18 protein-coding genes are annotated in these 20,141 nt (G+C 38.8%); 9 read left to right on the forward strand and 9 right to left on the reverse strand.

The window, feature by feature from the left end:
• Nucleotides 1-262 precede the first annotated feature (262 nt).
• The 5 genes from ACOMCU_RS13435 (at nt 263) to ACOMCU_RS13455 (ending at nt 3,915) form a co-directional block, all read left to right on the forward strand.
• Nucleotides 263-751, forward strand: a complete 489-nt coding sequence (locus ACOMCU_RS13435) for a hypothetical protein (protein WP_010858987.1) — start codon at nt 263-265, stop codon at nt 749-751.
• Between the two features lie 270 nt (nt 752-1,021).
• On the forward strand, nt 1,022-2,179 hold the full coding sequence (locus ACOMCU_RS13440; RefSeq protein ID WP_421050477.1) for a pyridoxal-phosphate-dependent aminotransferase family protein: 1,158 nt from the start codon (nt 1,022-1,024) through the stop codon (nt 2,177-2,179).
• Nucleotides 2,180-2,481: 302 nt separating this feature from the next.
• Nucleotides 2,482-2,691, forward strand: coding sequence for a hypothetical protein (locus ACOMCU_RS13445; RefSeq protein ID WP_010858985.1), 210 nt, complete (start codon nt 2,482-2,484; stop codon nt 2,689-2,691).
• A gap of 350 nt (nt 2,692-3,041) precedes the next feature.
• Nucleotides 3,042-3,419, forward strand: coding sequence for an SET domain-containing protein (locus ACOMCU_RS13450; RefSeq protein WP_010858984.1), 378 nt, complete (start codon nt 3,042-3,044; stop codon nt 3,417-3,419).
• Between the two features lie 262 nt (nt 3,420-3,681).
• On the forward strand, nt 3,682-3,915 hold the full coding sequence (locus ACOMCU_RS13455) for a hypothetical protein (protein ID WP_421050478.1): 234 nt from the start codon (nt 3,682-3,684) through the stop codon (nt 3,913-3,915).
• 110 nt (nt 3,916-4,025) lie between these two features.
• Here ACOMCU_RS13455 and ACOMCU_RS13460 read toward each other — a convergent pair whose 3' ends face one another.
• Nucleotides 4,026-4,271, reverse strand: a complete 246-nt coding sequence (locus tag ACOMCU_RS13460) for a YkuS family protein (protein WP_010858982.1) — start codon at nt 4,269-4,271, stop codon at nt 4,026-4,028.
• Between the two features lie 143 nt (nt 4,272-4,414).
• On the opposite strand from ACOMCU_RS13460, the gene ACOMCU_RS13465 reads away from it, so the two are divergent.
• On the forward strand, nt 4,415-4,936 hold the full coding sequence (locus tag ACOMCU_RS13465) for a GNAT family N-acetyltransferase (protein ID WP_421050479.1): 522 nt from the start codon (nt 4,415-4,417) through the stop codon (nt 4,934-4,936).
• A gap of 153 nt (nt 4,937-5,089) precedes the next feature.
• Here the strand turns inward: ACOMCU_RS13465 and ACOMCU_RS13470 are convergent, their stop codons facing one another.
• Together ACOMCU_RS13470 and ACOMCU_RS13475 are read right to left on the reverse strand one after the other, a co-directional pair.
• Complete coding sequence (locus ACOMCU_RS13470; protein WP_421050480.1) at nt 5,090-6,409, reverse strand: D-serine ammonia-lyase; 1,320 nt, start codon at nt 6,407-6,409, stop codon at nt 5,090-5,092.
• The gene (locus tag ACOMCU_RS13475; RefSeq protein WP_421050481.1) at nt 6,399-6,872 is read right to left on the reverse strand and encodes a YaiI/YqxD family protein; all 474 of its coding nucleotides are present in this window, start codon (nt 6,870-6,872) and stop codon (nt 6,399-6,401) included. Before ACOMCU_RS13475 ends, ACOMCU_RS13470 begins: the two co-directional genes overlap by 11 nt.
• Nucleotides 6,873-7,058: 186 nt before the next feature.
• Between ACOMCU_RS13475 and gdhA the strand changes: the two genes are divergently transcribed.
• The 3 genes from gdhA to ACOMCU_RS13490 all read left to right on the forward strand — a co-directional run bounded on the left by gdhA (nt 7,059) and on the right by ACOMCU_RS13490 (nt 10,169).
• Nucleotides 7,059-8,432, forward strand: a complete 1,374-nt coding sequence (gdhA, locus tag ACOMCU_RS13480; RefSeq protein WP_421050482.1) for an NADP-specific glutamate dehydrogenase — start codon at nt 7,059-7,061, stop codon at nt 8,430-8,432.
• A gap of 215 nt (nt 8,433-8,647) precedes the next feature.
• Nucleotides 8,648-9,334, forward strand: coding sequence for a phosphoribosylaminoimidazolesuccinocarboxamide synthase (locus ACOMCU_RS13485; protein WP_010858977.1), 687 nt, complete (start codon nt 8,648-8,650; stop codon nt 9,332-9,334).
• Between the two features lie 184 nt (nt 9,335-9,518).
• On the forward strand, nt 9,519-10,169 hold the full coding sequence (locus ACOMCU_RS13490; protein WP_010858976.1) for a Yip1 family protein: 651 nt from the start codon (nt 9,519-9,521) through the stop codon (nt 10,167-10,169).
• A gap of 67 nt (nt 10,170-10,236) precedes the next feature.
• On the opposite strand, the gene ACOMCU_RS13495 is transcribed toward ACOMCU_RS13490, so the two are convergent.
• From ACOMCU_RS13495 to ACOMCU_RS13520, 6 genes are all read right to left on the reverse strand, one after another.
• The gene (locus ACOMCU_RS13495) at nt 10,237-11,976 is read right to left on the reverse strand and encodes a methyl-accepting chemotaxis protein (RefSeq protein ID WP_421050483.1); all 1,740 of its coding nucleotides are present in this window, start codon (nt 11,974-11,976) and stop codon (nt 10,237-10,239) included.
• Nucleotides 11,977-12,285: 309 nt separating this feature from the next.
• Nucleotides 12,286-13,488: an NAD(P)-dependent malic enzyme gene (locus ACOMCU_RS13500; protein WP_421050484.1), complete on the reverse strand. Its 1,203-nt coding sequence runs from the start codon at nt 13,486-13,488 to the stop codon at nt 12,286-12,288.
• Between the two features lie 486 nt (nt 13,489-13,974).
• Entirely contained in the window at nt 13,975-14,805 is an 831-nt protein-coding gene (locus ACOMCU_RS13505; protein ID WP_421050485.1) for an MBL fold metallo-hydrolase, read from the reverse strand.
• A complete protein-coding gene (locus ACOMCU_RS13510) occupies nt 14,793-15,104 on the reverse strand; it encodes a hypothetical protein (RefSeq protein ID WP_421050486.1) in 312 nt (103 codons plus the stop codon). The genes ACOMCU_RS13505 and ACOMCU_RS13510 overlap by 13 nt, the downstream gene beginning before the upstream one ends.
• Nucleotides 15,105-15,270: 166 nt before the next feature.
• Complete coding sequence (locus ACOMCU_RS13515) at nt 15,271-16,080, reverse strand: sulfurtransferase (protein ID WP_010858971.1); 810 nt, start codon at nt 16,078-16,080, stop codon at nt 15,271-15,273.
• 10 nt (nt 16,081-16,090) lie between these two features.
• Nucleotides 16,091-19,702: a dynamin family protein gene (locus tag ACOMCU_RS13520; protein ID WP_421050487.1), complete on the reverse strand. Its 3,612-nt coding sequence runs from the start codon at nt 19,700-19,702 to the stop codon at nt 16,091-16,093.
• Nucleotides 19,703-20,141 lie beyond the last annotated feature (439 nt).

Raw genomic sequence — 20,141 nt, forward strand, 5'->3', positions numbered from 1 at the left:
TACTTTTTTATATGCTGGCATATTATCCTGTGTTGATGTTTCTCCACTTTGATTATACCAATATTTTCTAACAAAATTGTATTTTTTATCAAATTTAATATTCATCAGCAAAAGTATTCGTACATAAGATATTCTAGTGTTCTCTAAATTTTTTCAGAGCTAACCTGGGAATTCTACTAAAAATTACTTAAAAATTGGTATAGCTTTGATATTCTACTATTGTTATTATTAAAAAGCATTTTCATGAAAAGGAGGTTTTTTGATGAATTATTATGATCCTTATTATAGTGATTATGATGCAGTCTTTGGCGGATTCCTGTTAATTGCTATTTTGGTGTGCCTTGTATTGGCTATTATTGGTTATATTATTAGTTCACTGATCTATTTTATGTCATCCAAAACGAATGGCTTTAGCGATGTTGCTTATATTGCATGGATTCCTATTATTAATGTTTATAGTCTTTTTCTACTGACGGCAAATGGTGAGGATGATACTACTGTCCGTGCAGCAGCGAAAAAGAATACACTGATTTATGCGGGATTATTTATTGTTTCATTTGTCCCTTTAGTTGGTATGCTCGCATCGCTTGCTATGCTTGGATATGTGATTTACTACTGTTATCGCTTAATGTATCGGTGGTCAGGCGAATCTGGTAAAGCCATACTTTACATCATTTTGTCGATTATCACAGGTGGTTTATTCTTTATGATTTATGGCTTAATGCGCATGAAGCGTCCATTCAAAGTATAATTACTTGCACACAAAAATCCTCTTTTTGTCTTTGAAGACCGAAAGAGGATTTTTTCATTTTTTCTATACCAGCCTTATTCATCTAAAATCATCCGGATAGTTCTTCGTTATCCCTTTCTTATCTGAACATACCCATTTGGATAACCTTCGTTCATATGCATAAAGTTAGGATCTCTGCCCATTTTTCTAAAAAGGAGTTCGAAATAACTATCAATATGCTATATTATAATTAGAAAATTTAGAATTTCACAAGAAAAGGTGATCATGATTATGTATGAAAACATTTTAAGACATCCGGGGCCAACACCTATTCCAAAAAAAGTTCAACTTGCTATGAATCGGGATATCTTCAGCCATCGTAGCAATGAATTCATCGAGTTGTACCGTGAAACAATCGAACTTGTTAAACCGATTTTTGGGACGAAGCAAGAAATTTTACTACTGCCCTCAGGCGGTACAGCAGCATTGGAAGCGGCAGCAGTCAATACCGTTTCTGTTGGAGAAGATGTGGTTGTCATTACCGTTGGGGCTTTCGGCGACTACTTTGTTTCGATTTGTGAACAATATGGCTTTAACGTACATAAGCTTGAAAAACAATGGGGCCAAGCATGCACAGCTGAGGACCTGCGCGCATTTTTACAGCCTTTACAAAATATTAAAGCTGTTTTTGTGACCTACAATGAAACGTCAACGGGTATTTTAAATCCCATTGCACAATTAGCACAGGTTGTTCGTGAAGAAAGTGATGCGCTATTAATTGTAGACGGTGTTAGCTGTATTGGCGGAGCACCGGCTGAAATGGATGCGTGGGGCGTGGATATTCTCGTTACTGGCTCACAAAAAGCTATGATGCTACCACCTGGGCTTTCCCTTGTTAGTGTCAGCGATCGAGCATGGCAAGTCATTGAAGAAAATAAAACGCCCTCTTATTACTTAAATCTATTAAGCTATCGTAGTTGGGCAGAAAAAGGTATGACGCCAAATACCCCTGCCGTTACGCTTATTTATGGACTGTATGAGGTGTGCAAGCTCATTGAAGAAGAAGGTGGCTTTGCCAAAACCATTGCACGTCATGAACTGATGAAAAATATGGTACGCAGTGCAATGACAGCACTCGGTATCGGACTGTTAACAGCTGACGACTATGCATCCCCAACAATTACAGCCATCCTGGCGCCAGAAGGAATTGTTCTAGGTGAGTTCTTGACGCATCTAAAACAACACTATCATTTAGATTTTGCTGGTGGGCTTGGTCATTTACAAGGGCAAATTTTCAGATTTGGACACATGGGCTATTGCTTCCCTAGCGATGTTTTACAAGCCGTTTCTTTAATGGAAGCCGCGTTACAAGACTTTTCTTATGCTTTTGAGCCAGGTGCAGGCGTGCGTGCAGCCCATGAAGTATTTTTAGCTGCACAGCGCAAATAATAAATAATAATGCATTGAATTAGCTGCGTATTGAAACACAAATTGACTGGTTAACGACATAGTCATTTAGTGTTAATCAGTCCTTTATTTCGTTTAAGAAAGTCATACAGTTTTAAATGTTTCACCGAATTAGTCACACATTTTTTGAACGAACAGAACATGTTAGTTCAAAAAGATACCTTCCACCTGTTTAATTGTGTGACAGCTCATGCTATAATAAGAAGCTTAAGGTTATTAATTTTGAATTGATCGGATGCCAAGAAAAGCCTCCGCTTAGCGTTAAAATATGGAGGTGTAAGAGAATGAATAAAAAATGGACGATTGGTAATATTAAAGAATTTGTTGAAAAAAATTCGGAAAGCAAGTTGCTCACGACGGAATATCATGGTTTTTCTCAAAAATTACTTTTCAAATGTGCATGTGGTAGCAACTTTGAAAAAACGTTTACAAAATTTAAAAATAAAAACCAACGTAAATGTGACGTCTGCCAACCACCAAAAGCGTCACGCTAAACATATAGTTCGTAAACGGGGTGCCGATTTCTATGCAAGAGAAGTTGGCTTTATTTTTTATGACGTAAAGCATACATTTTTTAATTAGACACTTGATGATTAGTTTGATTAAAATCACCTTACGCCCTATTGTCTTTTTAGAGGCGAGGTGATTTTTTATGGCTAAGACTTTAGCACACACCACCAATTTAACCTTGTGAACACTACTATAGTAGATGGTTATTTCTGTTCAGTGACAATAAAGATACTTAATTTACTATAAAGTCGTTTAAAAACGAATAAAAAGAGCTCAATGTTCAAATTAATGTTATTCTTAGAAAGAAAATTTTTTATGTGAGTAGGAGAACAATATGATTGAAGTAAAAACATCTCCAATAAGTGATGGAGAATTCAATAGAGGGGTATTTGCTAAAAGTGATATCAAAAAAGGAGAGCTTTTCCACGAAGCACCTGTTATTTCATATCCAAACGAACAGCATCAATATGTTGAGCAAACCCTCCTTGCTGATTACGCTTTTGAGTATGGGATAAGACATTCTGCTATCCTTCTTGGTTACGGCATGCTGTTTAATCATTCTTATGAGCCGAATGCAACGTATGAGATTAATTTTGATAATCACACATTTGATTTCTATGCTTACACAGATATAAAAGCAGGAGATGAAATTTTCATTAACTATAATGGCGACGTTGATGACAAAGATGAACTGTGGTTTAATAAGGACTAAAAAAAAGAGCAAATAAATGGGGGCGTTAATTCAAATAGAATTGACGCTCTTTTTGTTGAAGTTATTGCACGAAAGCAGCAATTTAGTGAAAAAACAGGAATTAAATTTTTTCGGCTCCCGTTTCCGATAAGTTGACAACCTCTTTTGTTGTAGAAGATGATGGGAATTATATAATTTGTATTATCAGTGCTTTACGGATGGTGTTATTTCAATTGATTAAATAGGCTATGTTGTTCAATTAATAATTTTGAGGAGGTTATTTATGAAAATAGGAGAAGTAAAAGATGATGACAAAGTAATCATTGATGGCTTTGAATTTTATGGACATATTGTCCATAAACAATGTTGTAGTAAATGCAAATTTAATTTAGTTTATTATGAAGATTTTGATGCTTATTTTTGTCCTAAATGTAATCGTTGGACTGAATCAAGATGTAATGACCCTAAATGTAAATATTGCCCTACCCGTCCAGAAAAACCGATATCTCATAAATAAATATATAGTTGAGTCTTTAGGCATCTTTGTGGACACTACCTGATATTAAAAAATCAAAAGGTGCTACCCTAGAAGTCAAAAAGCCCCCCAGATAGCACCCTGTAACGTATTTAGTTAAAAAATTTGTCTACACGCTGCGTTACTTCGTCAGCAGAAAGTCCATTAGCATCAATGACAGGTCCCGCCATTACAGGATCGCTAATGCCCATAACATTTTTGTCTTGCCCTGTGATGACGCAGGCATCACATTTTTTTGCATCTTCTTCATTACGAAGCTGCATAACTTCGTATCCTTTTGCTTTTAATGCATCTTCAACATTTGATAACGATTGTTCAACACCAATTATTCTAGTCAATATTCTTCCACCTCCTCTATGTAATGTGTCATTTAGGATTGCTAATTATTCATCTAATTCACTTTTTTGCGATATACTATTGAAATGACGAAAGCAAGTTAGTTCGATGAGATAAAAGAATGGTCGAATGGAGGAACTTATACATGGATGTATTTCTCGAAAAACCACATGTTAATGATGCAGAAAATTTATATATGTTTGAACTTGAAAATAGAACTTTTTTTGAAGAGATGGTACCGACTCGAGGAGATGACTACTATCATCCAGAGATTTTTAAAAAGAGACATGAAACCTTACTGGAAGAACAAGCCCTAGGTACATCATATTTCTTTTTAATTAAAGATAAAAATAATTTAATTTTAGGGAGAATTAATTTAGTCGAGATAAATAAATATCAAAAGGTCGGTCATCTAGGTTATAGAGTGAGCCAAATACATACGGGAAAAGGTATTGCAAATAAAGCATTGAAATTATTATTAGCAGAAACACTACTTGGTCAAGACATTAAACAGATTAAAGCGAAAACAACTACTAATAATATAGCCTCTCAAAAAGTTTTAGAGAAAAATGGTTTTGAACGAGAAGATACCAGTGTGGAAGCGTTCGAAATGAATGGCCAAAAGGTACGTTTTGTCTATTATACTTTGACAATTCCGTCTTGTTAAATAGCAGGAGCATTTCACCCTTTAGCCCAAAAAAGAATCCATTCCATTTTAAGCAATTTACAAAATGCATTCTTTTGGCTTGTTGTAAACTTTAAATTCCTCCTCCCAAACCTTACTTCCGGTAAGTAAGATTTGGGAGGCTTTTTATGTTTTCTATTTAGACTTATTCAAGTATTCCTCACGCATCTCTAGCGGCACCATACTTCCACCTGTTGCCCAAATAAGATGTGTCGCCTGTTCCATTCTGTCCGCTAAGTTATGCTTTTCCAAATAACTTTGTCCGTTTTTCATTAACTGAATCGGTCCGAACATTCCTGCATGTGCAGAAGGCTCTAAAAATAGTCCTTCCGTTTCCATGGCTAAACCGAGTGACGTAAACAATTCTTCATCTTTCACTGTATAACAGCCGCTAATATACGTTTCCATCACTTTCCCTACGAATTTCGAAGCACGGCCAACCGCTAATCCGTCCGCTTCCGTGTTATTGTCAAGACCGATATCTTCCACGCTAATGGCATCATGTAAACCAGTCATCAATCCAATTGTCATACAAGGAGATGCGACTGGTTCAGCAAAGAAAATGTGGACGTGTTCCCCGTATATTTCCCGTAATCCATATGCTACCCCTCCTGGTCCACCACCGACACCACAAGGTAAATACACGAACAATGGATGGGCTTCATCGACTAGAATGTTCGTCTTTTCAAGTTGACCCTTCAGACGTTTGGCCGCGACTGCGTAACCTGCAAATAAGTCTTTAGAGTTCTCATCATCTATAAAATGGCACAGCGGATTTTGTGCAGCTTCTTTGCGACCTTGTTCAACAGCTACGCTATAATCAGCTTCATATTCAATCACGGTTGCACCTTTTTCTCGCAGCAACGTTTTTTTCCACTCTTTTGCGTCACTGGACATATGTACAACGACATTAAAACCGAGTTTTTTGCCCATAATGCCGATACTTAACCCTAAATTACCAGTAGAACCTACTGCAATCGTGTACTGTTGGAACAACGACCTTAGTTCATCCATTGCTAACACAGCATAATCATCCTCTTTTTTTAGTTTCCCATTCGCAATGGCTAGACGCTCCGCATGCTTTAATACTTCATAAATACCCCCACGAGCTTTAATAGAGCCTGATATAGGTAACGCATAATCGCATTTTAACAGGAATTGACCAGGGATTGATAGGTGGTATTGTTTTACAAGCGCTTCTTTCATAGCTGGTATCTCTTTAATAGTTGATTCAATAAGCCCCCTACTTTTCGCAAGCTCAGGGAATGCCACTATTAAATAAGAAGAAAAGCGAGTAAGCGTTTCTTCCGCATCATCCACTTCTTTCATCGAAAAGAGCTCCGTTTTGGCCATTTTTATCCATTTTGTGTTTTCCCAAAAGACAGTATCTTTATTAGCGATGTCTTTTAATAACGGATGTCGATTAAATAGTTCGTGTTCTCGTTCAATTTTCATTTGCTGATGCCTCCTTTTTCTTCGCTAAAATTGCTCGTTCACAAATTTGTCGAAATTTCAATTCGAACGAAATATTGTTTTCTTGCGTCCGTTTTTTAGGTCCCTTGGTTCGTCCACCTGCACGCCTAATTTTCTGTCCAACATGGCGCATATCGAGCAAACGTTCGATATTTTCATCTGACATTTCCCGTCCATTTTGGTCGATTGGATAGCCACCCCTCGCCAAAACCATGGCAGCTAAACCATAATCCTGTGTAATGACTATATCATGTCTTGAAAGCGCATTCACTAGCGTGAAATCAACCGAATCCGGACCCTTTGGCACCATAATTGTTATTACATTATCACGTTCAATACGGTGAGATGTATCGCAAAACAAGATAGTTTCAATCTCAAACTCAGATGATATAGATAGCGCTAAATCCACGACTGGACAGGCATCAGCGTCAATTAATAACTTCACAATAAGGCATCATTCCCTTCTCACAATTAGATGAATCCATCTTTTTATTATTATTTTAATATAATTAATTCCACACCTCACTTGCTCATTTTTTCACAAACTTAGCGTCCTTGCAAAAAGTATTTTATTGAATAGTGCGAAAAATAAATATACGATACATCTATCAAACATTTGGAGGTTTTCACTATGACAACAACATCTGTAAGCAACGACCAATTAGCGAAAGAATACGTAGATGGCGTATTCGAACAACTGAAACAACAAAATTGTCATCAAGCGGAGTTCTTACAAGCAGCTGAGGAGATTTTCATCTCATTAGTGCCTGTATTTGCACAACACCCTGAATATATTAAAGCAAATATCCTATCTCGTATCGTTGAGCCAGACCGTATCATCTCATTCCGTGTAGCATGGCAAGATGATAACAACCAAGTTCAAGTAAATCGTGGTTACCGTGTACAATATAGCAACGTAATGGGTCCATACAAAGGCGGTCTGCGCTTCCATCCTTCCGTTAATGAATCAATCATCAAATTTTTAGGTTTTGAACAAATCTTCAAAAATGCTTTAACTGGCCAACCAATCGGTGGTGGTAAAGGCGGTTCTAACTTCGATCCAAAAGGAAAATCAAACTCAGAAATCATGCGCTTCTGCCAAGCATTCATGACTGAATTATACCGTCATATCGGTCCAGATGTCGATGTTCCTGCTGGTGATATTGGTGTAGGTGCTCGTGAAGTGGGCTATTTATGGGGTCAATACAAACGTCTAACAAAAGCAAACGAATCTGGTGTATTAACTGGTAAAACACCTGGTTACGGCGGTTCTTTAGCTCGTAAAGAGGCTACTGGTTACGGTACAGTTTACTTTGTCAAAGAAATGCTACAAGATGCCAACGATTCATTCGAAGGCAAAACAGTTGTGGTTTCTGGTTCAGGTAACGTATCAACTTACGCAATCGAAAAAGCACAGCAATACGGTGCAAAGGTCGTAGCTTGCTCTGATTCTTCAGGTTATGTTTACGATCCAGACGGTTTAGACCTTGATGCAATTAAGGAAATCAAGGAAGTAAAAGGTGAGCGTATCTCAACCTACTTAAACTATCGTCCAAATGCTACATTTACAGAAGGATGCACAGGTATCTGGACAATTCCATGTGATATCGCATTACCTTGTGCAACACAAAACGAAATTGACGCTAACGCTGCTCGTACATTAATCTCAAATGGTGTAAAAGCTGTCGGTGAAGGTGCAAACATGCCATCTGACCTTGAAGCAATTAATGAATTCTTAAATGCTGGCGTATTATTCGGCCCTGCTAAAGCAGCAAATGCTGGCGGTGTTGCTGTTTCTGCGCTTGAAATGGCACAAGATTCAAGCCGTATTTTCTGGTCATTTGAAGAAGTAGATGCGAAACTACACCAAATTATGAAAGACATTTATGCGGATAGTAAAGCAGCTGCCGATAAATACGGCTACCCTGGCAACCTAGTTGTTGGCGCAAATATCGCTGGCTTCGTAAAAGTTGCAAACGGTATGCTAGCTGAAGGCGTATATTAATAATATTCTTGCACTAGTATACTTCTATTGAAAGAGTTTAAATTTTCTTAATTCCACATAAGGTGATGACGATTATTCGTTATCACCTTGTTTTTTTATAGATTCTAAGTAAAATAACGTAGAAATTTTTATTTAAAACGAACATTTTTTATATTAAATATTGAAAACATTCGTGTTATAATGATAATGTACTATGAAATATTGGAGGGTTTTTTGTGGAATTATTGTATACAGGTAAAACGAAAAATGTGTTCAAACTAGAAGATGGTCATTACTTATTAAAATTCAAAGATGATGTAACTGGTGAAAACGGCGTATTCGATCCAGGCGCAAACACTGTAGGTTTAACAATTGACGGTGCTGGCCTTGCAGGTCTTCGCTTAACTTCTTATTTCTACTCAAAACTAAACGAACAAGGTGTCCCTACTCACTACGTTGATGCAAACTTCGACGATGCAACAATGACTGTAAAACCTGCAACGGTTTTCGGTAAAGGGTTAGAAGTAATTTGCCGCTTCAAGGCTGTTGGTTCTTTCTTACGCCGCTATGGTGCTTACGTACAAGAAGGACAACAATTAGATTCCTTCGTAGAAGTAACAATCAAAGATGACGATCGCCTAGATCCTCCTATTTCTGAAGATGCTTTAGCTATGTTAAACCTGTTAACACACGAAGAATATGCCATCTTAAAGCAACGCACGATTGAAATTTCAAAATTCGTTGGCGCAGAGCTTGCAAAAAAAGGCTTAACACTTTACGATATTAAATTAGAATTTGGTCGCGACGCCAAAACAAATGAAATTTTATTAATTGATGAAATTTCTGGTGGCAATATGCGCGCATACAAAGGCGAACAATACATCGAGCCATTAGAACTTGAAAAAATTATGCTAGCTGAATAATAAGCTAAAGGGAGTCGCTTGTGTGCGGCTCTTTTTATTGTCTTCCGTTAGCTGTCGTGAAGACAAAGATGGATTAACGAGCTTTAAGTCCTCTTCTTTATTCTTTATGAAACTTTTCATGGCACTAGCCGTATATTAACTATACGCACGATGCAATTATTCTATTATTTTTGGAGGTAGTTTAATGGAAAACTATAACGAGACAACGCAAGAAAGGCAAAAAGTCAATCCGTTTTTGAATGCATGGATACATCCAAAGCAAACAGCTCGCTACATGATTGATGTAAAATCAGTTTGGTATGCGATTCTCATCATGTCCATTGGTTATATCGGCTTAACGCTGACAGAACTTATTGATAAGGATTCTATGTTAGATTTTTCACCTTGGCTTATCATACTATTTTGTATTATTTTATCACCTATTTCAGGAATCATCGGTACAGCTATTTCCGCTTTCATCACATGGTTAGTAGGTAAATTATTCAAAGGAACAGCTAGTTATTCAGATTTATTTAAAGGGCTAAGTTTAACAGCTATTCCATATACGGTACTGATTCCACTTTTTATAATTTGGCTATTTATATCACCTGAATCTTTAATGGATGCTAACTTTGCAGGATCGGTACCTTGGATTTTTTGGCTTTCAACATTCGCGACAGTGGTTGTGGCTATATGGTCCGTTGTCATCTCTGTAGGTGTTGTCGCAGAGGCACACCAATTTTCTAATTGGAAGGCTTTCTTCACCATTTTTATTCCATCTATTATAATATTTATCATCATCCTTGTCCTTTTCCTTGTCATTTTTATTGGGGCAATTGGTATCGGCATGATGTAAAAAAATCTCCCCTCTCTACAATGAGAGTGGGAGATTTTATTGTTTTTAGTAAATGCTTGTAAGCAATCTATAGTTTAAAATAGGCAATGAACTCTTTTAACTTCAGTGCTAATTCAGCTAGCTGTGCAGATTTCCCTGCCATCTCTTCCATCGACGTACTTGTTTGCTCGGTTGTAGCTGTCGTTTGTTCAATTGCCGCTGCTGAATGTTGTGTGACAGCGGCAATTTCCTGAATAGAGCTATTCATTTTACGTCCATCTTCAGCTACTATTGATAAATTCGTTGAAATCAGTTGAACGCTTTCGACAACATCCGTAATGGAATGACTGATGGTATTAAAAGTTTCACACGTTAGGTTAATTTGATCTGTTCCTTGTTTTACTTCTTTATAGCCATCTTCTAATGAGCTAGTTACGACCTCAAAGTCATGTTGGATATTCGTCACAATGTCTGTGATATCATTCACAGAAAAGGCCACTTGTTCAGCAAGTTTTTTTACTTCATCTGCAACAATCGCAAAGCCTTTGCCATGCTCACCTGCTCTTGCCGCCTCAATAGCTGCATTCAATGCCAATAAATTCGTTTGATCGGCTATATCTTTAATGACAATCACTAGTTGCGAAATTTCTTGAGATTGGGCGTCTAATTTTTTTACTTTTTCTACTGCATTTTGGACAATGTCATCGATTTTTGACATTTGTTTAGTTGAAGACATCATTAAATGACTACCATCATTAGTAAGATTCAATACCTCACTGGATGCCTGGTGAATATGCTCACCGTGTTTATTTGTTTCATGTAAATCAGCAGTGAAATCTTCCATTAAAGACGTTATTTCACTCGCATGATGGGCTTGGCCTTCTGCATTAGCCCCTAAATCCTGCATCGTCAATGCCACTTGTTCCGTACCCTTTTTTACTTCATGGGCAGCTTGTGTTAGCTCATCACTTGAACGGCTAATTAAATCTGAAGCTTGCAAAATTTCGTATATCATATCTGTTAATTTGTTGTGCATTTGATTCATCGCACTTGCTAATTTGCCAATTTCGTCCGCTGATTTGATTGCAATATTTTCTCCAGTTAAGTCACCTTCTGCCAAAAGAACCATCGCTTCAGCTACTTGGTTAATTGGCTTAGCCATACTATTTGCATATTTCCAAATAGCTAAAATCCCAAAAGCAATTGCCATTGCAATGACAATATATGTTAATTTTAATATCTGAGCTGCTGGCTGATCGAATTCTACAATATATGTACTTGCACCAATGACCCACCCCCAATTTGGATCGGTTTTTGCATATACACTCTTCTCTGCAGGTGTTTCGGTATTTGGTAAAGGCCATTCATAAGATACAAAACCGCCGCCCTCTTTCCCTACTTTAATGGCTTCTTGAATATACTTATCTCCCTTACTGTCAACTGCATCCCATACATTGTCCCCTTCATTAGTTGGATGGGCAAGTGTGTTCCCATCTTCATCGAGTATGAAAATATAACCGTTGTCACCTAGCTTAATATTTTCATTGAGTGGTCTTTTACCGTCAGCCGTTTTTTCACCAAGGATCGCTACTTTTACTCTCTCTTGTGCATCTGTTCTTGAAAACTTGCCTGTCGCAATATCTTTGTCTAATAATTCTATCATTCCGATAGTCATTTCTACGCTGTTTTTTAAATTTTCTTTGCCGACAGTCTCTAAACTTGCCTTACTTTGTTGATAGCTTAAATAGCCCAAAATCACTAATGGAATAATTAAAAGGAACAATGAGAAAATGATTAACTTTGTTTTGATGGAACGAAATTTTTTCAAATTTACTCACACCTTTTTAAAGTATATTTTTCCGGCTCATAAAACTTTTTATCCGTTTAACGAATAGTTAATTTTAAGTACTTTAAGACTATTAATATTCATCATTATTTTAAAAAATGAATATTAAGGCTATAAAATATAATAGATTATTATTACTTAATACTCATTTTAGTATACAATTAGACAAAAAACAACATTTTTCGAGCTTTTTCAAGACATGAACAACAAAGATGCACTTGCGATTTACTGCTGATCAAAAAAATAAGAGAGACCATCTGCTTTGATGGCCTCTCTTAGGTAACTCATTTTTTATACTGTAAGGACTGTCGTTTGCTGGAATAGCTCAGATACGCCCGATTCAACAGCTGCCCCACTAACAGCGCGTGAAACGATTGCTACAACTCTTTCATCTAATGATTTTGGCACGATATATTCTTCCTTCAATTCTTCATCGCTTACAAGTGAAGCAATGGCTTCCACTGCTGCAAGCTTCATCGCTTCATTAATATCTGTCGCCCGTACATCCAGTGCCCCACGGAAAATCCCTGGGAAAGCCAGCACATTATTGATTTGGTTTGGATAATCTGAACGTCCAGTCCCCATAATACGCACGCCCCACGCCTTTGCATTGTCATACGTAATTTCTGGATTTGGATTCGCTAGTGCAAAGACAACTGGATTATCATTCATAGAAGTAATGTGCGCTTCTGTCAGTAAATTTGCTACGGATACGCCGATAAAGACATCAGCACCAACTAGCGCATCCTCCAACGTACCGTGGGCTTTTTGTGGATTTGTTAAGTGGGCAACAGCTTCTTTTATCGGATTCATGCCTTCCGTACGCCCCTCATAAATAAGTCCCTTAGTATCGCACATATAAATATTTTTATAGCCCATCTGCACAAGAATTCTGAGGATCGCAATACCCGCTGCACCTGCACCGTTAATGACAACCTTCATTGTCTCCACATCTTTTTTCACGATCCGATTGGCGTTAATCATGCCTGCACCCACGACAATTGCTGTTCCATGTTGATCATCATGGAATACAGGAATATCACATTCCTGACGCAGACGGTCTTCAATTTCAAAGCATCGTGGTGCCGAAATATCTTCTAGATTCACAGCACCAAATGTTGGGGCAAGCGCCTTCACAATGCTGACGATTTCATCCGTACTTTTCGTATCTAAACAAATTGGAAAAGCATCAACATTGGCAAAACGCTTTAATAAAATAGCCTTTCCTTCCATTACAGGTAACGCCGCTTTCGGCCCAATATCCCCTAAGCCAAGTACTGCCGTACCATCTGACACAATCGCCACCATATTGCCCTTCATCGTATAGTCATATACTAACGATGGATTTTTTTCAATCTCCACACATGGAGCAGCTACACCTGGTGAGTAAGCTAGGCTGAGATCATATGAATCCTGCACCGGCACCTTTGAAATAACCTCTAATTTTCCACTATAATGCGCATGCATATCTAATGCCTTTTTCATAATATCCATTGGACCCCATCCTTTTCCCTTTGAGTTTTTATTATATTCCAGAATCATAATACTTTGTGAAAACATAGTCAACGAAAAATTCTGATAATTACAAAGTATTCTTTATTAATTCATATTAACTAGCGTAAAAAGCATTTTTTTGTTTTGTTATTATTTTCACAATCTATTATTTTTATATAACAACAACGCAACATAACCTTGTCGAAAATGTACTTGTAACGCTTTTTAACCTGTTCAACTTTTCACATAGTATTTTTCTTCAGTAAATGAGAAGAATTTCACAAACCAATGTAAGCGCATCCATTGTTACAACTGACTTCGTCACAATTTATCCATATTTTTTCACAATCATTTTTACTATTGTATAGAAACCTTTAGGAATGTAGCATTTCTGCAACAGCACCTGAGCGGTTTACCCGAGCGGTCCTTCACTACACTCGTGCGAACAACTGCTCCTCGCCCTCAAACCACGCAAAAAAAGAGCCCTTAGCGTAAGGACTCTTGCATAAAGTGTTTTGTGAAGGCTGTGATAATATGTTTTGAAGACCACTGTTCACCTGAAGCTTTGGTGATTGGGTAATTGCGGGGAAAGATCGCTTTTGTTATTTCATCGACTGAATGGCCTTGGTCATAATGCTTTCGTACCTCGCCCTCTAATTCCTCTAAGTACGCTATTTTTTCTTGTATTTTCGTGCGACCATCTACTAAAAAGCCGGCATGACAGCAATAAATCGTTTCAAAATCGTAGTGTAATAGTTTTTTTAACGATGCCAGGGTATGTACGATGTTTTCTTCATCTAGCACAACCTTCGTTTTCGTCTGGATATACAAATCCCCTGTAAACATGGCACCGGTTGCGCGATTGTAAAACGATAGATGGTCTGTTGTATGTCCAGGTGTCGAGATAATATCCCATGTAGTGGATTTCGTTTGCAGTGTGTCACCAAACGGCTGGGCCACAAAGGCTGGACGCTCCCCCCACAAAGCCTGTCGATACAATGGATAATCTCCATCCTCTGCACAAATGCCGACAGAATCACTATGAACATAAATCGGCACATCTTTTTGCTGCTGAATCCATGCGGCATTTCCTGAATGATCTTCATGTGCATGTGTCAGCGCTACCTGTTCCATTGTTAGCTCATTAAAAAATGATTGAAATTCCTGCGCCAGCGAGTTAGAACCCGTATCGATTAGTAAACCGTCCACAAAGAAACAATAAACACTCATACCGATTCCCTGAACGGCTACCTTGCCATGCGCACATTGCACACCCTGATTCTGTTCAATATCAATGCTTTTCTCTAGTTTATACACCTTTTCTCCCCCTTTTCCCTTTGTAAAAAGAGTGTAGCACAAAATGAATGACGAGTCATTTTCAGAAGTACGTAACTTTGTTGTAGGGGGTGGGGGGTGTTATCCGTCAGTTTCGCGGTTCTTTCCTTCACTTCCGCGATTCTATCCGCCACTTCCGCGGTTCTATCTGCCACTTCCGCGGTTCTATCTGCCACTTCCGCGGTTCTATCCGTCACTCCCGCGGTTCTATCTGCCACTTTCGCGATTCTTTCCTTCACTTCCACGATTCTATCCGCCACTTCCGCGGTTCTATCCGTCACTCCCGCGATTCTATCCGCCACTTCCGCGGTTCTATCCGTCACTCCCGCGGTTCTTTCCTTCACTTTCGCGATTCTTTCCGCCACTTCCGCGATTCTTTCCTTCACTTCTCTCAACCTCTGCCTACAGAAAAAAACGCCCACCGAGGTGAGCGTTTCGTTTAATCTGTTATTCGTTTGTGCCTTTTTCTACATCGTACGTTGTAATCCAGTCGCTAAAGCTGCCTGTATAGAGTTGAATATTTTCATAGCCTTCATCTGCCAACACGGCATACAATGGAGAGGCTGTGACACCACTGCCACAGTATACGACCACGTGCTCGTCACGTGCAACTTTCGCACGGAGCGCATCATTTGCTTGGAGTGTACCTTCTGATTTCAAGTGCTCCCAGTCAAAATTTTTGGCAGTGGGAATATGCCCTGCTACCAGATCCAGTGGCTCCACTTCCCCACGATAACGGGCTGCGGCACGTGCATCTAACAGTGTTGCTTGAACATCACCATCTACAATGGCTTTAACTGCTTCACGTGGCGCATATAGGTGATCTTGCCAATTAAATTCAATCGTAGTTGGTGGGTATTTTACAATATCCTTCGTGAACGTTATTTTCTTCTCAAGAGCAGCCACACCACCGTTGACAATCACAACGTTTGGGAAGCCCGCGTACGTTAGCATCCACCAAGCTCGCGGTGCGAAGGGGGATGCGCCCTGATCATAGACAACAATCTCATCCTCATAACGTAAACCTAGCCCTTGAAAAACAGACGCTAACTTTTCCTTACTTGGCATTGGATGACGGCCATTGCTACTCTCCATATCCGATAAATCATGCTCTAAGTCCACAAAAATAGCACCGGGTACATGCCCTTCTTCAAATAATAGTTTGCCCGCTTCTTTGTGCTGTAAATCAAAACGTGCATCCACAAAACGGACGCCATCAATCTGAATTTCCTCAACTGTTTTGAATACTTTTCCCATTTGAATCACCTCATGCGTATTGTAATTGTGCGTAAATTGATTTCCATGATGCTAGACGGCTTTCCTCTTGTAACGCAAGTCGCTCTGTCGCAATTTGCTCTAATGCCTGGTGGTAAATGTGCAGACGTAATCGCTCTGCTTCCTCACCGATAAAGGTAATGGCCCATGTCATCAGCGAGACCTTTTGACCATCTAAATAGTTTTGTGCATCTGGCTTTGTTAATGCTTCCAACGCTTCACTTAACTTCATTTTTTCATTCTTCTCAAAGAAAGCCTTTTGATTGCGGAAGTGAGACTTCACTCCTGTATATTTCGCTATTTCTGCAAAAGGTCCTTCAAAGTTAAGTAAATCGGGCTCAGATGTTTCAAAGGCTAAAAATGAGAAGCTACGATTCAATTCTTTCAGATCACGTACTTCATCTTTAAAGCGTAATTGCATCTTCTTGCTAATGAACTGCGCTAAACGGAAGTTCGTTACACGCATTTCCTGTGTAAAGTCAAAACGTAGACTTTGCAGTACTTCTTTTAATGCATGCTCTAATGCTTGCTGTGCTGGCATCGCCGCAAAGGTAGACGGATTGTAGCCTTCCTTAAAGAACTCTGGATAGCGATAGTAGACACGCTGTAAGACGTAATACAGTAATTCATCTAATTCCTGCTTGGTCTCACTTTCCATCATGCTTGTATTCAGCGCACTCAATTTCGATTTTATGTGCTGTTCAAGTGTTGTCAGCTCGGCTAATCGCTCATCCTTACGCTTTAAGTTATCTTCTGTTTGCGCAATTAAATCACCTAAACGTTGTTCTGTTTTGTCTACTTCCTCCGCCAGTGCTTGCACTGCCAATGCACTCAGCTCGTCATTTAAGAAGGTATGGAAGTTCTCCTCAAATGGCGGCATGCCTGATGCAAAATCAGCGCCCTCTACTTTTTCCTTCAAGGCCATTAAGCTGGATACGCCATAAAGACGTGGGAAACGAATGCCAAAACGTTGTAGTTCTGAACGTACATAGCCTTTTACATCTTCCTGCTCTTCATCTGTTGTCGCCAGATCAATGGCATTGACGATAAAGAACATCTTATCGAGCTCAAAGGCATCCTTCACACGCCCTAGCTGGATTAAAAACTCACGGTCTGCCTTGGCAAACGCATGATTATAGTACGTAATAAATAAAATAGCATCTGCATTACGAATATATTCAAACGCAACGCCTGTATGACGTGCATTAATGGAATCTGCTCCTGGTGTATCGACTAATGTCACGCCCATACGTGTCAGCGGGCTATCATAATAGAAATCGATATTATCAACAAAGCAAGATTTGTTTTCTTGCGCAACAAATTTTTCAAATTCTTCGCGCTCGACACGTAACACTTTGCCAAGCTCCGTTTTAAATGTTGGGTAGCCTTCCTTGTAGGCACGAATAAATGATTTATGAACGTTAAGTCGTTCATCTGATAGCTGCACTGCAAGGCCTTCATCTGCACGATTTAGGGCTTCATCTAGTGAAGAAACCGATAAGCCGATTGCAGCATAAGAGCTCTGAATATCCTCTAACATTTGTGCAGCTGTCTTTAACTGGACATCTGCCGTTTCATGGGGATGTTCTGGAGTGACAGGGCGAATTTTATTGATGGCTGCTGTTGTTGGATTTGGTGATACAGGTAATACCTTCGCTCCCATTAATGCATTCGAGAAGGACGATTTCCCTGCACTAAACGCACCGAATAATGCAATGGTAAAATCTTTTTTCTGTAATCGTTCCACTTTATTTTCTAAATAACTCGCCACTTCGGCAAAGCCCTGTACCTCTTTGACTGCATTTGCAGTATGCAGTGCACGTTTAATCACACCATCGATTGGTAAGCTAGTGGCACTAGTAGCTTGCTGTATTTCTTCCTCCTGAAGTGCTACTTCTTTTGGTTTTAACATCGATTCATCAAATAATCGAATTTCGGCTAATGCCTGTTCAAAAGCTTTGTCCCAGAAAGCCAGCTGGTTATTCGCTTCCTTACGAATTTCATTGCTTGCCTGATGCATGACACCCGCACTATATTGTTGGTAACTTTCGATTTCTAATACCGCATTGATAGCGTCTACTTTATCTTGCATGCCAGCCATTTTTAATTTCGCTGGTGCGGCTGTTTCTGTAGCGACCGCTTCTAACGTAGTAGCTTGCGTATCTTTCCACTTATCCGTTTCCTGAATATAATAGCGTTTTGTCGCCTCTGCTACGCGGTTAGCAAAGTTCAACACAGCATCCCCTGTCAAGATCGCACCGATTTGCACTTGCTGTTCAATGAGTGAAAATGGCAAATCAAACACATAAGCATCTATAGCCGCCGCACGCTCTTCACCTAAGGCGCCTACATCCTTTAACGCCTTTTTCATCAGTCCTTTTAAATGCCCAGTTATTTGTGCATGGACCACTTTTTGATAGCTACTAAATGCATCACCTTTACGACGGTTACGCTCTTCCTCAGTTTTTTTCTTGGCCGTAAATAAGCCACCTACCTTAAAACCTTCCTGCTTACTTTCTAGATAAAGACGTAATTTGTCACGTAAATCTGCCGGCATAATGGCTGCATTCGCAAGTAGCTCCTTGCGTTCTTCTTCAAACGTTTCGTTCCATGCCTCGATTGAGAATAATTCTACCTGGCGATTCAACTTATTATATTGCTCTAAAATATCCTGATGGCTTGCCCAATCATCTGCGCTTAAAATGTCTTCATCTAAATCTAATCGATCTTGTCTTTCTTCTATTAAATAATTGTCATGCTCGCTTTGCAATAAACGCAGCGTATTGGTTGCTGTTTGCACAAGCTGATCCTGCCAATCATTCATGCTATCCATCACGATTTTTTTGACAGCTTCAAAATCATTATTTGGATGTTCAGGCTCTCTCAAAGACGTGAAAAATACGCCCCTTGGCTCTACACCCCATGCAGAAAAGGAGTGATGGACCGTGGCCTTAAACTCCTCGAAGCTCAATTCATTTTCCTTATGCTTATCAATCATATTGACGATTAAATAGACATTCGGATTGTATTTCATTAATTGCTTGGTAAATTGAAAGTTCAACTCGGATTGAACGTGATTGTAGTCCATTGTATAAAATACAATATCAGCAATATGAAGAGCTGATTCTGTAGACATACGGTGTGCATCATCTGTCGAGTCAACACCAGGTGTATCCATAACGGTTACGCCAACTGGTAATGTCGAAGTGCTGTGGCCAATCTCAATTTGTGATACCAAATCACCATTCTTACTTAGCTCTTTTACCGTTTTAAAATCATACCCTGCCTCAAATTTTACAGGCTTTTCATTGTGCATATAAACAATTGCAAAATCCTCATCCGATTTATGGACTTTTACGATATTGGCACTCGTCGGAATCGGACTGGAAGCCAATAAATCTTCGCCAGATAATGCATTAATCATGCTCGATTTACCTGCTGAGAAATGGCCTGCAAAGCCAATGACATATTCTTTCTGTTGCAATTTCCGTGCAAAAAGCGATGTTTTCTCCATGCGCTCTGTATCACCATTATGCTGATATATTATGTATTGTAACGAAGCTTGCTTTAAAAGCCCCTCAAGTTGTTGTTCAAATTCTTTCATAAAAACTGTAACTCCTTTACCCTTTAGTTATTCATATTTAGTATTCTACCTTATTCGACATTCAAAGTATAACACTAATTTACTTTAAAAAGCATATATATCAAGGTTTCAGGCGCAATATTCGTATTTCCTTCCATACAAGATACTGCATAAAAAAGTAGGATTTGGTAGGAAAATCTTTAAAGTTTGGATGTACAACCAATCATACAAGAGATTCCATCATAGTGTAAGTTAATGAATATTTTTGTCCGATAGATTTGTTAGCGCACTCAAGACAGATGTTCCTCACCCTTACAGGAAAACGCTTCAAGAAAACCATACATTGTTGTGCTTATAAAGAAGAGGAAGGAAGTGATTAACCTATGGAAAAACAAAAAAGGCACATGAAAATATGGAGGGAAATAGAAGAACATCCATGTGAAGATAGAATGCCTTGCAT

Source organism: Lysinibacillus sp. UGB7 (assembly GCF_049058285.1).
Taxonomy (GTDB): Bacteria; Bacillota; Bacilli; order Bacillales_A; family Planococcaceae; genus Lysinibacillus; species Lysinibacillus sphaericus_B.